Genomic DNA, 14,362 nt, shown 5'->3' on the forward strand with positions numbered 1-14,362 from the left:
ATGATTATATAACAGCACCCGCACCCTGATATGCATTGTAAATTAAGCAGAATTACTTGTAGACTTCGTTGTACTTCAGGCTTCGCCAGAACCGCTCAATAACAATGTTGTCGATTGCCCGTCCTTTGCCATCCATGCTTATTCGCACCTCATGCTCCTTCAATAAATCCGTGTACTGTGGACTGGTGAAGTGGCTACCTTGATCGCTATTGATGTTGATAATCTCGGGATTTCGACTCGATAGCGCTCGTTTCATCGTCTCCAAAACAAATCCGATCTCCAAGCTCTGATCGAGCTGCCAGTCCACGATGTAACGAGAGCACCAGTCCATGACGGCGTAGAGATACATCCAGCCTTGCTTCATGCGGATGTAGGTGATGTCAACACTCCAGACCTGGTCGGGCTTCGTAATCGCCAAACCGCGTAGCAGATTGGGATAGATGCGATGTTGCAAGTTACGTTTGCTCAGGTTAGGGCCGGGATAGATCGCTGCGATTCCCATCTCCTGCATGTATTTTTGAACGGTGTTGCGGTGAACCTTCACTTCCTCTCGACTCAGAATCGCCGCTATCCGCCGAGAGCCCAGAAACGGATGCTTCGTGTAAAGCTCGTCAATCCGGTGTTTGAGGTGGATTTCCTCCGGGGACGGAGGTACCGGCTTGTAGTACAGACTGGATCGGTTGAGACTGAGGATATCTGCCTGAGCGATCAGAGGAACCTCTACGTTTTGCCAATCGAGCTAGGATAGACACTGTTCACGAGTTTGATCCGTAACCAGATTTTTTTTAATCCACGCCAGTTGAGTGGACAATTTTCTGACTTCGGCGTAGAGTTCATTAATCTGCTGCTCATATTCATTTTGTTGTGGCTTTGCGATCATCAACAAATAGCTGATGCAAGTTTTGAATAGCTTCCGTTTTCCACCGTTGGAGGACATTCGAATGGATCCCATTGTTCGGATGAGAGCTGGGAAATCGACTTTTCTTCCTTCAGAATTTCCAGTACAATCCGTGCCTTGTCTTCCGGTGTGAACTTCCTTCTTGGATCTGTCATACAACTAAGAATCTCCTTTTTTGCTGTCTAGTTTTCTTAGTCCATTATATGGGTCCTAGCGATAGGTATAATTGGGTTCTACTTAGAGGTATATTAAAAATATTTTTAAAAAAGGATGCAACCTTTTCTTTTCGATAACCGTTTATGATCATGTGAAAGCAATAAACAAACTATATGAGGTGAACTTTATGGAAAAAATATTCAAAATGATGACTCTATCAGCAGCAACTGCTGTATTTTCTTTAACTCTTGTAGGACAAAGCTTCGCAGCTACGTCAAGCTTTACGGATTTGGATAAAGTTGCAGCAAAGGACAAAATCATTGCCCTTCAACAAAGTGGTATTGTATCTGGCATCACTCCAGAGTTGTTTGCTCCTCAAGCAGCGATGTCCGAAGCTCAAGGAGTTCAACTGATCGTAAATGCATTCAAGCTCAATCTAGATTTGGTGAGATTCGTAAAAGAGCCAAAAGCAACCGATTATTTCGTTAAGGCAAATAATGATTCTTGGTATGCTAATGCGCTAATCACTGCTGCAGTCAACAATGTTGAGCTTCCAAAAGATCTAGACCCAAATGCATCCTTAACTCGCGAACAGTTTACGCATCAACTTATTCGTGCTATTGAAGCATTTGGTAAACTGCCTCTGATTAATCCAGTTGTTGTTGATATTAGCGACATGGACCAGATGAATGTTGAATACTCAGGCTCTATCCAGCGTGCAATTAACTACGGGGTCATCAAACTAAGTGCAGATGGGAAAATGAATCCAAAAGCTGAAATCACTCGTGCTGATGCTGCAGAAGAAATTTACAACGCCATTGAATACTTAAAAGCTCACCAAGCACCGTCGGCTCCGGCTGAAGCCCTTACCGCAACGGAAGGTATGAAGCTGATTACTGAGACACTTGGGCTCGTTAATACAGACATTAAAATTAAAATTGACCCGAACTCCAAAATGACTCGTGAGTCATTCACTTATTTGCTCATTCATACGCTTCAAACAAGTGAGAAGCTGCCTATGATCAAGATAAACCCTGTTGATATTAAAGATAATGACCAGATCGACATCTTAAATTCAGGTGCTATTCAAACAGCGATTGCCATTGGTGCAGTTCAATTAAATCCAGATGGTACGTTCGATCCTAAAGCTGAGATTACCAGTGCGGATGCAACTGAAATTGCTACTAACGTTGTTGAATATTTGAAATCTCACCAAGTACCTTCAGCTCCAGCCGAAGCCCTTACCGCAACGGAAGGCGTTAAACTGATTACTGAAACACTTGGACTTGTTGGCACAGACATTAACATTAAGATTGACCCGAACTCCAAAATGACTCGTGAATCTTTCACAAATCTGCTCGTTCAGACGCTTCAAACAAGCGGGAAACTACCCATGATTAAGGTAGCTCCTGTTGATATTAAAGACAATGACCAGATCGATATTTTACATTCAGGTTCCATCCAAACAGCGATCGCTCTTCATATTGTTAAATTAAATCCAGATGGTACGTTCAATCCAAAAACTGAAATTACCCGTGTTGATGCAACTGAAATTGCAAAAAATGCCGTTGAAGCTATCAAAGCGTTGCCGAATAATAAATAACATAAATTGAAGAGAGAGAACGCATTTAGCGCCTCTCTCTTTCTTAAAATTAAAAAAAGCAATCAAAGGGACTAGAATCCCTTTGATTGCTTTACTCATTTAATCATATTATTGACAGAATCCTTTTCGTCAAAACAGAAATATGGTCTACTTTTCCGGTTGATTTGGGAATAATAAATTTAAGCTAAAAAGCATCTGAAGCTTTATAAATTTAGATCGTGTCATCACCTTTTACCTTCGTATCTGTCGGTTTCCCTAAATTATCAGATTGAATACCACTTTCACTAGTGATACCTACCCCTCTTAATTTCTGGTTTACCTTATCAAAACTACTCTGCATCTTTACTCACCTCAAAACCAAAAATGAGAAACATCAATACTAAAAACACTGGTCTGATTGATACTTTTTTTGGTAATATTTTACCACAAATTCCTTGCACTTGTATTACGTTATCCTCCCTCTATGATGAAAGAAAATGCTCTCGTTTCCTCTTGTTTTCTTGAGTTTTCATAGCATCGTTGGTTTTTAATTTTTAAATACTGGAATAAAAACGAATCTAGAATCATCATAATCGAGGCTCGCGGACTTTCCCTCACCCCAGATGACACGATTCCGCTGCTTGGATAGTTCACAAACTCACAATGCTCTATACCTCCGGGCGATTGTTCCTTAGGGCAAAATTATAAATGGATGATCCATTCCGTGTCATGCAGTTCCTTCCATTCGTACGCAATGAATCCATTATGCCCACCCGAAACAAAAATCTTGCCGTTATTTATGATACAGTTCTCCCTATCATCTCTAAGGCGAAATCAATTATGGTACTTTTTGCTGTAACGTTTGTAGATCAAATTCCCCCAGAGGTTCTGCGGACATACGCCAAAGCTCATCAGGACTTACGGCCGCTTAACCCCAAAGCTGTTGTCATGGATTTAGCTCAGACTTACCATACCTGGATCGGCGAATGTTTTCCATAAAGCAGGCATTCTTATCGAATGCAACCGCCATCGGATGTTGAGCTAACAGTCAAGCACTGATTTTGAAGTTGAGCCCGATTTAAATTTACTCGCAAAAACGACGATAGCCGACCTAGATGATCGGCTACCGTCGTTCTACTAACAGGGAGGACAGTGTAATATTTTCTTAAAGCCTAGTTCCTCCGGTGGCATCAATAAATTGCCCCGTGATCCATCTCGCTTCCTCAGATGCTACAAACGCAACTACATCAGCAATGTCTTTAGTGGTGCCAACTCTTCCGAAAGCAGACATTGAAGCTGCTTGAGCATGAGCTTCTGGGATGGCGAGCCAATCCTTGTTCATATCAGTAGCCAGTCGTGTGAAAGCCGAATACAGCGTGGTCTCCTTCATCGCGAAGATAAGGCCATGTAAATCGTTGGAGCAAGACAAGCCATCCGTGATTCCGTGATGTAATCATATTCAAATTATCATCGAAGATTATTGAAGTAATCTGCTCGTTAGCTGAGCAAGTACCGACAACATAAGTTTGCATAATATATTAGGTCACTCTGTCGGGAATGTAATAAGGTTCTTGACATCGACTGATGACAAGAACCTTATTACAAAACTTAAAAAAGCCGCATTTTAGGCGACTTTTAATGTAACAATGATGTTGACTTCTGACACCTCCTGACTGACCTGACTACACGCTGGCGAATGCTCTCTCAGGTTACATTCAGGATAATGTCCTTTAGTTCAATTAGAGTCTTGATTCGATAGCTGGCCTGTGAGAAGTCATGTGTTTTTGTGAAGTCGTTATGGACAATAGCACAGTCGATACCAGCCGCCACGGCTGAGTTCAACCCTCTGTTTGAATCCTCTACAACTAGGGTCTCTTCTTTGGTAGCTCCGAAGCGCTTTAGGCCGGTCAAGTAGGGTTCCGGGTGCGGCTTGGTGCGCTCGTAGTCTTCGCGAACAAGGACGAATTCCATGAATTGTCTAATCTGGCGCTTTTCATGAATAAGTTGAAAATCCGCACGTTTTGCAGTCGTCACGATGGCCATGCGGACGTACTTTGACAGTTCGGCTAGAGTTTCAACTACGCCTTCAATCTCTATGGCTTCTGTTCTTAGATATTCCTGATAATAGACGTTGCGGACCTCAATCTGCTTGCTGATGGTCTGTTCATCAATACCAGCCGCCCTAGCTTGGGACCAAGTGCCCAATGACTGGGTCATGTCGCGGAGGTATTGGTCTTTATCCAAGGTAAATCCAATGTCAGCCAGAGCGCGTTCTCCCGCTTTGTAATACCAGAATTCAGTATCAACCAGAACACCATCATGATCGAAGAGTATGTACTTTTTCATTGTTTCGTTCTCCTTTGTCAGCTGCGGCAACCATGCGTGCCATCACGCGCCGTAGATCACCCATAAGTAGATTTGTCGTACTCTGTTTATAAATATATTACACAAATGTTCTTACATAAACGACACAAATGGGAATCGCTGCGCGAAAGCATCAATGGACTCAGGGCTCGTAAGATCCAAGGTCTCCACTTTAAACACCAGGAATTACTCCAACCAGTCGCTTGAGCTCTTTCCTGTTCTTTGTCGATTACCTGTTGAATGGTACTGCGAATTGAGCACATTAAATGAAGTTACATATTCTAGATAATCAACAGGCCTGCTATGCTGTACTTCTATTTATGTGGGTTTGTAAAAGAAAAAGGAGCCAAGTGGCTCCTTTCAAGCATTAGTAATTGATTATTTGGTAGTTGGTTATTTAGTTAGCAATGAGGTAAGCACCCCGAAGAGATTTCGCCTGTTACTTGGTCATTTTTTAATTTAATCAGTCTGTTAGTTTCGATATGATTACCCAATCTAGCCATTATCATGGAAATAAAAACTGTAAAAATAATTAACCCATAGAAACCTGCTCCGATTCCAATACCAACTCCGCCTACAAATAATATCATCGCGGCTGATATTAGGCCTTTCTTGTCAGATGACAAAAACCTGTTTCGAGCTGTTCGAACTGTTTCATCGGTATGACTCCTATCGGCGCCTATGATTGCAGCGTTGGTATGGACGGGGAACGAAGCTCAATAAGTCCAGTCCGATATCCTCTTCTCAACAAAAACGTCGCATTTTGCAAGCATGGCTGAAAGTGGCCCCCCAATACCGCATCGGCTTCCAATTTGGATAATTTTTTCAAAGACTGCAAATAGACGTCCACATTGAAATCTTCCGCAACCGTAACTCCCAATTTGGGCTGGCCGTTCGGCCCCGCCATCACGGTATCCCCGGTAAACATGATCTTTTTGCCTTTATACATCAGGCTGTATACTACGGAACCGCGAGAATGTCCGGGAACGTGAATCACTTCGAATTCCAATCCGGCAATTTGCAGACGGTCTCCATCCTGCACCTTTTGGTCGACCCGGCAAGGAACAAAGTTTTGTTTGTAAGAATAGTACAGCACCCTTTCGTCCCCGAGCTCTATCCCTTCCGCATCGCCCACGCCCGCAATGACTTTGGTGCCCTTTTTTCTGAAAACGTGGGCGTTTCCGCTGTGGTCAAAATGGGAATGGGTAAGCAGCAGGTGGCTGATGGGAAACTCTTCCAATCCCCATTCGATCATATTTTTTTCAATAAGCTGCAACTCCTCGTTGCCGGTACCGCAATCGACAAGCACGATGGAATCCTGGCCGAGCACGGCATATGTATTTGAGGATACGCCGTAGGGCTGCCCTGCCAATTGATAAATGCCCTTAACGATCTGCATGATTACGTCTCCTTTGGGTTCGATTATGATTATTATAGCATATCGTTTGACTTCGGAACGATTTCCAAGTAACCGGCATCTCCCATTTGGATTAATCGATTTTTTCATGATTGGGTTTGTCCTGATAAATAAAGTTCGGTGTTATTATAGCGTTGCGCGCCGCAAAATTTCTTGCTACGATTTCCGTGCCCATGTACCAACCTTTAAAAGGTGCCGCCGTATACAAAGGTTTTGCCCTGCCATGCAAAGAAGATGGTATTGAAAAAGTAATTCGATATTGGTTGGAATAAGTTCATGTATTTAACAAATAATGAAGATGATTTCAAATATGAACAGAGGTTAGTCTAAATGAACAATGAACCTAATGAAGGTATAAGGGTACTTGCACTAAGCGTAAGCGTAGTTTTTTCCCTCTTTTTTTGTATTGTAGCTTTTCTCATGAGTAATAGTATGCTTATTGCTTTCGATATGGCGATGATTGCATTTATTCAGGGCTTGGAGCACCCTTTCCTTACTAGCATCATGAAGGCATTTACAACGATGGGATCTTTCCGTGTTATGACCATAATTGCTCTAGGCGCCATTTATTTTCTATATAAAAGGCTGCATCACCGAATGGAACTGTTGCTGTTTACTGGAGTTATCATCGGTTCTTCCCTCTTAAACATACTATTAAAAATGTTATTTCAGCGTGAGCGCCCTTCACTGCATCTTCTTATTCAAGAAACGGGCTACAGCTTTCCAAGCGGGCATTCGATGTCGGCATTTTCGCTGTACGCCACACTAGCCTTCCTTTTATGGAGACATGTTCCGACCCGCAGCGGACGTACTTGGTTGGTGATCGGGGGCAGCATTACTATCCTTTTTATTGGCATCAGCAGAATTTATTTGGGGGTGCATTACCCAAGCGACGTGGTGGGTGCTTACTTTGCAAGCGGATTTTGGGTAGCATTATCCATTTGGTGTTTTCTTTATTTCAAAGCTTGATTTTTCAAGGGAAACTATGCAGAAATCCGTTCCTTTTGCTCAATACCGGAATATCTTAATCCAATAGTTCATGAAATGGAGTTGAAGATATGACTGTAATGATCAAGGAGCGATTAAACAGAACAAAAATAGATATTCTGATACCGGTTATCGAGAAAGATTTAAATACGCTTCCCTACGTCATTGATGACGTTAGAAAACACGTAAAACACCCAATTGGAAAGATTTTGGTCGTTGCTCCGAAACGAAGAAGAATACTAGCGCTTTGTAGAAAAAAAAAGTGTGAGTTTGTCGATGAAAATACCGTTCTTCCTATCACGAAAAAAAACATTCACTACCGTACTAAGAAATGGGAGGGATCGGCACTCTCGAGAAAATACCGGTCGATCTCATTCCATAATCGAAAGGTCTATGTAAGAAAACCAGGAGTGAGAAGCCGATGACATCATCCTATCAGGTTGTATGGAAAGGGCCAGTCAAAACAGCCACTGGTCTTGGAATAGCCAGCCGTGAGTACGTAAAGGCTTTGAAACGGCAAGGGGTAAAGATTGCAATTGGGGCAAAGAGGAGCCGAAAAAACAAAATTTCAAAGAAGCATAGGGTGTTAGTTTATCATCACTCACCCAATACTCTTAATATTAAGAAGGAAAGAAAGTATTACAAAACGATTATCATCAACACAGTCTGGGAGACGACCCGTATACCTAGGCGATGGATCAAACCAATTAATCAAGCCGACGCTGTGTGCGTCCCATCACTTCAGAATAAGCAGGCCCTGCGTAATAGTGGAATCAAAATCCCGATATTTATCGTTCCTCATGGTGTGCATTCTCAGATGTTTACTCCAAAGAAGAAATGGTCTTATAACAATAAGAAAAAGAAATTCACCTTTATATCCATATTCGGATTTCAACACCGCAAGAATCCTGAAGCCTTACTAAAGGGCTACTGGAAAGAGTTTTCAGCTAGGGATAATGTTCGACTGATTATCAAAACAAATGGAAATGCGCCTTATGAGAATAAACACTGGATCAAAAAGCGAATTAAAGCTTACAAGGCTAGACTAAACCTTCGTAAGAGTACTGCATCCCTCCGAATCATTACCCGATATCTAAAATCTAAATCTCTAAGAAAACTTTATGCAAAGGGGCATGCCTTTGTTCTTCCTACGCGAGGGGAAGGAGTCGGCTTACCGTATCTGGAGTCACTGGCCAGCGGCACCCCCGTCATTGCAACCGGCTGGGGCGGTCATATGGACTTCTTAACAAAAAAAAATTCGTTCCTGGTTCAATATAAATTGCAACCCCCTATCATCGGCATGAATCGCAAATCCTCTATTTCACGTCCATTTCGCGATTTGTTCGCGGAAAAGGGTCAATTATGGGCAGAAGTGGACATGAATAGCTTGAGAGGGCAGATGAGAAAAGCCTATCAAAATCCTCTCCTGTGTAAGATGAAAGGGCAGCGTGGTAGACGTGACGCGCTTAAACTGTCTTGGAACCGTGCGGGCATTGCATTAAAGCATGCTATAGAAAAGACAATCAAGATGAAGAAATAAGGAGTGTTGCTCCCATTTCTCTAGGAGGGGGAAGAAAAGTTATTCTTCTAAGTGGCGGATCCGGAAAAAGGCTCTGGTCATTATCCAACGAAATTCGCTCCATAAGCTTCTTCCACTGAAAATGGTAGTAAAGAATCGATGATTCAGCGGGTATGGAGGCAATGAAGGCAAGGCAAACCCTTTAGAGTAGCGGTCATCGCTTGTGTTAACAAACTTTTACATTGGATTTATGCGCTACTAAAAGTCAAACAGATTTTCAAGATACGGATCAAAAACTACATCCAACTAAATAAACAATAAATTTTCAAATTAAAAAAATGGGAACGTTTATTTGGCATGTTCATTTATAGTATAGTATGTGAATTAGGATTTTTTTGGAGAAAAACCTTGACAACTATTAGCTGGTTTAGCTTAGTCCCCTTCATTAAATTTATTATATGACCTTATCAGCAATCGGACTATTTTCTTGACATAGTTCGGCAATCGGATCATATTCTTGACACTGAGAAATGACAAGAATATGATCCGATAAAATAAAAAAACCGCTATTTACGCGGTAACTAATCGGACTATTTTCTTGTCACCCGACATGAATTTTCATACCAAGAAATAAATCGATTGCCCCTCCACCACATATAGACCAATCAAACCCACGATTATCTAAAAATATACGAGCTTGTGAAATTAATGATTCCACATTTAACAGCTCCCCGCAATACTTTCTTTACCCCGCTCACTGAGGCGTTTTACAATATACGATCCGAATAAGCTATAAAAAGGATTGTTATTTAACGTGGTATCATCATGCTATCCTACCCGTTACTTCAACGGAAAACAGACCGTAGCGGCGGTCTGCCTCATTCAACTATCGTTCCTTGTTAGCGTAATTCTAAGCCTTATTCGAGCCTATCTCTACGGATGCTACCGCCCGATAAATCGGATATACCGATCAGAGCTTTTTTTCTGGTTGTAACGCTGCATGCAACGCGTTCCCGGCAAGGAATACGGCAGAAACTACAGCGTTTTCCGCATAAACTCCATAATATACTTTTCCTTAAAGCCAAGGCTATCATACAGACTTCTGGCATAATTCCCGACGACACACCAAAGATCGACGGTTGCGCTGCCACGCCGATGGATCTCGTTGCATAAATACATAACAAACTTCCTTCCGATCCCAAGACCCTGAAAGTCTATACGGACGGAAATACTGCTGAGTTCATTACCACAAAGGTGGCTATAAGCGACGATTTCCCCATTTATCTCGTAGACAAAACGGTTTTCCGCATCCTTTTTCCATGCTCTTCGTTCTTTTTCACTGGGCTGGGCAATCGCAGAATCAGGAAAGCACCCGACACCGACGCGCATTTCATGAAAGGCTACGGCATACAGCGACTGACTGGCAAGATAGTCTTCGTCCTTATACAGCCTCACCGGAAGTTTCTCCAATGGAAAGGTATTGTCGGTTCGCTGCATATAAGCCGATGAAAAATATTTGTTATAACCGAGCTTATGCGCAAACGCAAGAGATGATTGATGACCGGCACGAAAAGAACTCCTGACTTTTTGGGCTCCGCCAGCTCGCAATTCGTTTTCAGCATACTTTACCATTGCAGAACCGATTCCTTGCCTGCGAAACTGTGGAGCGACGAATATAGTTAAATAGGTTTGTGATGCAGGCTCGTTCACTTGGGCCAGTGCGACAAGCTTATCCTCAATAAACGCGGTAACAAACAGTTCCGGTTCTTCAGCAAGCACCCGAAGGATGTTTTCACTCGTGTCGACGTCGTAGCCTAATAATTCACTCACGGCATTATAATCTTTTTCACTAAAGTGTTCGTATCGGATACCTGATATGTTCATTAGCCTATAATTTCCTCCGTTTTTCTTGAGGCGTTATAGAATTATTTCTGTTTATTTTCGTTACGCTAAGGCCACAAAAATTGAAGTTTGATTGCTAATATTCTAATTTTCAATATTCATTAACCTTTTCCTCTGTTCATTTTGGAATAATATATGGGTAATATTCTATATTTCCCAGTAAATCCCTTCTTATAATTCATATAACTGTTCGTTAGCACAACGCGGCTGTCGAATTGTGCCGGCAGCCGCGTTTTAAGTTACATGAAGCTATAGTTCCTCGTTCAGTTAGCATTTCTAGAAGAATTACGGGCTTATGCCCAGCAGCATCCACACTTCCTGAGTTTAAAACCCAAAGTGGTGGTCATGGAGATATATCCATGGACATGAAAGTGGTCAGCAATACGGATGGCCGATGGAAAGTATTCGCTGATCCAGGGATTTTAGTCGAATGCAACCGCAAACGATTTTTGTGCTAAATAGTCAAGCACTGATTCTGAGGTTGACCGGATTTTTTATAATTATAAAACGTCAGTTACTTATTTGTTACCGAGTTGTTCCGCCAAACCGATTAAAAGTCCTTCGGTTCCACGAATGTAGCAGAGCCGATACGAGTCCTCGTACTGAACCACTTCGCCAACGAGCTGAGCACCATACTTAGTGAGTCTGGATACCATTTCGTCAATGTCTTCAACGGTGAACATGACGCGTAGATAACCGAGGGCGTTTACAGGAGCAGTCCGGTGATCTGATATAGTAGGTGGGGTGAGAAATCTCGAAAGTTCAAGTCGGCTGTGGCCATCTGGGGTAACCATCATAGCAATCTCTACACACTGAGAACCCAGTCCGGTTACGCGACCAGCCCATTCACCTTCTACAGTGGCTCGCCCTTCGAGCTTCAAGCCAATCTCCTCGAAGAAAGAGATTGCATCATCAAGAGATTTTACAACGATGCCGACATTGTCCATTCTTAGTAATTTGTTTTTTGCCATAGTTTTATCTCCTTATGTGTACAAATTTATTACCGCATAAATTATTCTATTCAAGAACTTCAAATTCCTCTTTTCAAACAAATAACGCCTTGTCACAGTTCATGATAACAAAGAAAAGTCACAGTATAGGAAAATGTGAAATTGGGTTTTCGGGTATGTCATATAACGTTCTGGCATTCATGACGCCTTACCACCTTAAAGGAACGTAGTGACTGGCCGCGATGCGGTTAGGTGGTATTAAGGATGTGGTGAACTGCTTTCCAGTCTTATCCTTTACGACTGGGGCTTTGACCCGAGGGGCGTATGCCCCGATGCGTGAATGCGGTGTTCCGCTTCGTTAAAAGGCATCTTCCAGCACTCAAAATCCTCTATGTGAGGCATATTGTTCGGTAAATCCTCTCATGAATTATTTGATTCAATGGCTAATTCACTTATTTATAGACAACTGCTAAGTGAATTAGCCATTAATAAATAAATGAAGAATCATTTTAAGGGGGGCATTCATAAATAATGCTCCTCTCTTGTTAGATGATATTCTAATTATGTAATACATTGAACTGAAATGACGGTATTAAGTCAAATCTTAATGCTAGTTCGTTCAATCTGAGATTCTAATACATCATATAGAGCAAGTTTATAGTTTATTTTATCCAAGTTAAAATATAGTTCCTTTATGCTTTTCTCAATTTCTTTTTTATGATTGAGCATCATCAATTTTCGTTCCGAAATCGTCGAGTCTCCTTCTTTGTACAAGTATACATAATTCTGAATTTGAGCAATAGGCATTCCTGTTGCTCGGAGCGCAGTAACAAAGTGTATCCAGCTTAAATCTTCTTTGTCATATAACCGCTTCCCATTTTCATTTCTCTCAACATGTGGAAGCAGCCCTTCCTTTTCGTAATATCGAAGTGTGGAAGCTGCTATTCCTGTTATTTCAGTAACTTCTTTTATGGTCAACATAAATAAACCTCCATCTTTCTGTTAAAGTTTACTTTAATCAAAATCTTCGTCTTTGCTAATTATCTTATCCAAATTTTAAACTTGAATGGTTAAAAACATGATCATTACAAGGATTCCCTTCATTTAATTGTACACTTTTTTCAAAAAAACAAAAGCCTTGACTTAAAGTAAACTTTATCATCTATACTAACAAATGTATTCAAAAAATGATTTTAGAGAGGATGAACTCCCGTTGAAAATGGAAACATTAGAACATGGAGCTACTACAATGAACAATATCTCACTCGTCACTGGCGGCAGCCGCGGACTTGGTCGCAATACTGCCATCAGTATTGCACGTCATGGCGGCGATGTCATCCTGACCTATCGTAGTAAAGTGCAAGAAGCAAATTCTGTCGTTGCTGAGATCGAAGCTCTGGGGCGTAAAGCGGTCGCTCTACAACTCGATGTTGGAAACATTGCCAATTTTGCAGCCTTTGCTGAGAGACTCCGTTCGACTCTGCAATCTACATGGGGTAGCGCCACTTTCAATCATCTGGTAAACAATGCCGGCCACGGAGAAATGATAGATTTTACCGAAACTACAGAAGCTCAGTTCGACAGCCTGTTCAATGTGCACGTCAAGGGCGTATTTTTCTTGACTCAGGCTCTTCTGCCGCTTCTTGCAGATGGAGGTCGTATTGTGAACTTTTCATCGGGTCTCACTCGTGTCTCTTATCCCGGCTTCTCCGCCTACTCTGCGGCAAAGGGTGCGATCGAGATTCTAACCATCTATATGGCGAAAGAACTGGGTCACCGCGGTATTACCGCTAATACCATTGCGCCCGGTGCAATCGAAACCGATTTTCTAGGTGGTGCTGTACGTGACACTCCTGCTTACAATGAAGCATTTGCCGCGATGGTTGCCCTTGGTCGTGTCGGCGTACCCGACGACATTGGTCCCGCAGTCGCAAGCCTACTCGGTCCCGACAATCGCTGGGTTAATGCTCAGAGAATCGAGGTATCGGGTGGTCAGAACATCTGATCACTAGTAATGGCCGCCAAGGACCTTCCTTCTAGTTGTCAGTGGCCGCTGCGTGGAAATGCGGCGGCCTTTTTAATATGCCTAGGAAAGGGGGAAATACAATGCCAAAGATTATTGTTCACGCACCTGAAGCAGCGTTTGATGTGAAGGCACGGCGATCAATTGTTGGAGAACTCACAGATTTTGCGCTTGAATGCGAAGCATTGCCAAAGTCCCCCTTCGTCAAAAGTACGGTTTGGACCTATTTTAATCTTTACGATCAGGATACCGTCTTTATGGGAGATATGACAAGAACCTTCTTACATAACTTAAATAAGCCGCATTTTAGGCGACTTTTAATGTAACAATGATGTTGACTTCTGACATATTTTTTTGTGCAAATGTCTATCTTTTAGCCCAAACTTTGTTGTTGCCAAGAACAAACAAAAAAAGTAGTGCGGCAGGGTTATTTCCCACTAAACTAGACCCTTAGTCAAGGACACTTAAAAAAAAGAGTGCTAGGCCACACATAAGAGATGATTCCTGTACTGAACAGGAGTCATCTTTTTTAGTCCCCACTGATATCTGTGATGATTATAATAA

At 42.1% G+C, this 14,362-nt stretch carries 16 protein-coding genes and 2 pseudogenes; 8 read left to right on the plus strand and 10 right to left on the minus strand.

Features of this window, described 5'->3' with window-relative positions:
• Positions 1 to 52: 52 nt before the first annotated feature.
• Both G9U52_RS36695 and G9U52_RS36700 read right to left on the minus strand, forming a co-directional pair.
• Positions 53 to 712, minus strand: a complete 660-nt coding sequence (locus tag G9U52_RS36695) for an IS3 family transposase (RefSeq protein WP_166157799.1) — start codon at positions 710 to 712, stop codon at positions 53 to 55.
• Positions 713 to 879: 167 nt separating this feature from the next.
• Positions 880 to 1,053: a transposase gene (locus tag G9U52_RS36700; RefSeq protein WP_207953439.1), complete on the minus strand. Its 174-nt coding sequence runs from the start codon at positions 1,051 to 1,053 to the stop codon at positions 880 to 882.
• 188 nt (positions 1,054 to 1,241) lie between these two features.
• Here G9U52_RS36700 and G9U52_RS36705 point away from each other — a divergent pair, with 188 nt between their 5' ends.
• Entirely contained in the window at positions 1,242 to 2,657 is a 1,416-nt protein-coding gene (locus tag G9U52_RS36705; RefSeq protein WP_166157769.1) for an S-layer homology domain-containing protein, read from the plus strand.
• Positions 2,658 to 3,494: 837 nt separating this feature from the next.
• A pseudogene (locus tag G9U52_RS42150) lies at positions 3,495 to 3,632 on the plus strand (ISL3 family transposase); the annotation flags it as partial.
• A gap of 169 nt (positions 3,633 to 3,801) precedes the next feature.
• On the opposite strand, the gene G9U52_RS36710 reads toward G9U52_RS42150, so the two are convergent.
• From G9U52_RS36710 to G9U52_RS42005, 4 genes are all read right to left on the minus strand, one after another.
• Positions 3,802 to 4,026: an SDR family oxidoreductase gene (locus G9U52_RS36710; protein ID WP_279538821.1), complete on the minus strand. Its 225-nt coding sequence runs from the start codon at positions 4,024 to 4,026 to the stop codon at positions 3,802 to 3,804.
• A gap of 314 nt (positions 4,027 to 4,340) precedes the next feature.
• Complete coding sequence (locus tag G9U52_RS36715; protein WP_166157771.1) at positions 4,341 to 4,982, minus strand: HAD family hydrolase; 642 nt, start codon at positions 4,980 to 4,982, stop codon at positions 4,341 to 4,343.
• Between the two features lie 697 nt (positions 4,983 to 5,679).
• Entirely contained in the window at positions 5,680 to 6,399 is a 720-nt protein-coding gene (locus G9U52_RS36720; protein WP_166157774.1) for an MBL fold metallo-hydrolase, read from the minus strand.
• A gap of 91 nt (positions 6,400 to 6,490) precedes the next feature.
• Positions 6,491 to 6,646: a nitric oxide synthase oxygenase gene (locus tag G9U52_RS42005; RefSeq protein WP_375790319.1), complete on the minus strand. Its 156-nt coding sequence runs from the start codon at positions 6,644 to 6,646 to the stop codon at positions 6,491 to 6,493.
• A gap of 191 nt (positions 6,647 to 6,837) precedes the next feature.
• On the opposite strand from G9U52_RS42005, the gene G9U52_RS36730 reads away from it, so the two are divergent.
• From G9U52_RS36730 to G9U52_RS40580, 4 genes and pseudogenes are all read left to right on the plus strand, one after another.
• The gene (locus G9U52_RS36730; protein ID WP_243767775.1) at positions 6,838 to 7,386 is read left to right on the plus strand and encodes a phosphatase PAP2 family protein; all 549 of its coding nucleotides are present in this window, start codon (positions 6,838 to 6,840) and stop codon (positions 7,384 to 7,386) included.
• Between the two features lie 89 nt (positions 7,387 to 7,475).
• Positions 7,476 to 7,829 carry a hypothetical protein gene (locus tag G9U52_RS36735; RefSeq protein ID WP_166157781.1) on the plus strand — a complete coding sequence of 118 codons (354 nt, stop codon included), beginning with the start codon at positions 7,476 to 7,478 and terminating at the stop codon, positions 7,827 to 7,829.
• The gene (locus G9U52_RS36740) at positions 7,826 to 8,944 is read left to right on the plus strand and encodes a glycosyltransferase family 4 protein (protein ID WP_166157783.1); all 1,119 of its coding nucleotides are present in this window, start codon (positions 7,826 to 7,828) and stop codon (positions 8,942 to 8,944) included. Before G9U52_RS36735 ends, G9U52_RS36740 begins: the two co-directional genes overlap by 4 nt.
• A 14-nt stretch (positions 8,945 to 8,958) precedes the next feature.
• Positions 8,959 to 9,106: pseudogene (locus tag G9U52_RS40580) on the plus strand (sugar phosphate nucleotidyltransferase); the annotation flags it as partial.
• 852 nt (positions 9,107 to 9,958) lie between these two features.
• Here G9U52_RS40580 and G9U52_RS36745 read toward each other — a convergent pair.
• The 3 genes from G9U52_RS36745 to G9U52_RS36755 all read right to left on the minus strand — a co-directional run bounded on the left by G9U52_RS36745 (position 9,959) and on the right by G9U52_RS36755 (position 12,756).
• Positions 9,959 to 10,807, minus strand: a complete 849-nt coding sequence (locus G9U52_RS36745; RefSeq protein WP_166157785.1) for a GNAT family N-acetyltransferase — start codon at positions 10,805 to 10,807, stop codon at positions 9,959 to 9,961.
• A gap of 536 nt (positions 10,808 to 11,343) precedes the next feature.
• Positions 11,344 to 11,796: a VOC family protein gene (locus G9U52_RS36750; RefSeq protein WP_166157788.1), complete on the minus strand. Its 453-nt coding sequence runs from the start codon at positions 11,794 to 11,796 to the stop codon at positions 11,344 to 11,346.
• A gap of 576 nt (positions 11,797 to 12,372) precedes the next feature.
• On the minus strand, positions 12,373 to 12,756 hold the full coding sequence (locus G9U52_RS36755) for a MerR family transcriptional regulator (RefSeq protein WP_166157790.1): 384 nt from the start codon (positions 12,754 to 12,756) through the stop codon (positions 12,373 to 12,375).
• 268 nt (positions 12,757 to 13,024) lie between these two features.
• On the opposite strand from G9U52_RS36755, the gene G9U52_RS36760 reads away from it, so the two are divergent.
• Positions 13,025 to 13,780: an SDR family NAD(P)-dependent oxidoreductase gene (locus tag G9U52_RS36760; protein ID WP_166157802.1), complete on the plus strand. Its 756-nt coding sequence runs from the start codon at positions 13,025 to 13,027 to the stop codon at positions 13,778 to 13,780.
• Positions 13,781 to 13,881: 101 nt separating this feature from the next.
• Positions 13,882 to 14,124, plus strand: a complete 243-nt coding sequence (locus G9U52_RS36765; RefSeq protein WP_207953440.1) for a hypothetical protein — start codon at positions 13,882 to 13,884, stop codon at positions 14,122 to 14,124.
• A 153-nt stretch (positions 14,125 to 14,277) separates the two neighbouring features.
• Here the strand turns inward: G9U52_RS36765 and G9U52_RS36770 are convergent.
• Positions 14,278 to 14,362, minus strand: an 85-nt coding sequence (locus tag G9U52_RS36770) for an IS3 family transposase (protein ID WP_166146575.1), incomplete at its 5' end; no start/stop codon positions are given.

It is taken from the genome of Paenibacillus agricola (assembly GCF_011440305.1).
In the GTDB taxonomy this organism is placed as follows: domain Bacteria; phylum Bacillota; class Bacilli; order Paenibacillales; family NBRC-103111; genus Paenibacillus_S; species Paenibacillus_S agricola.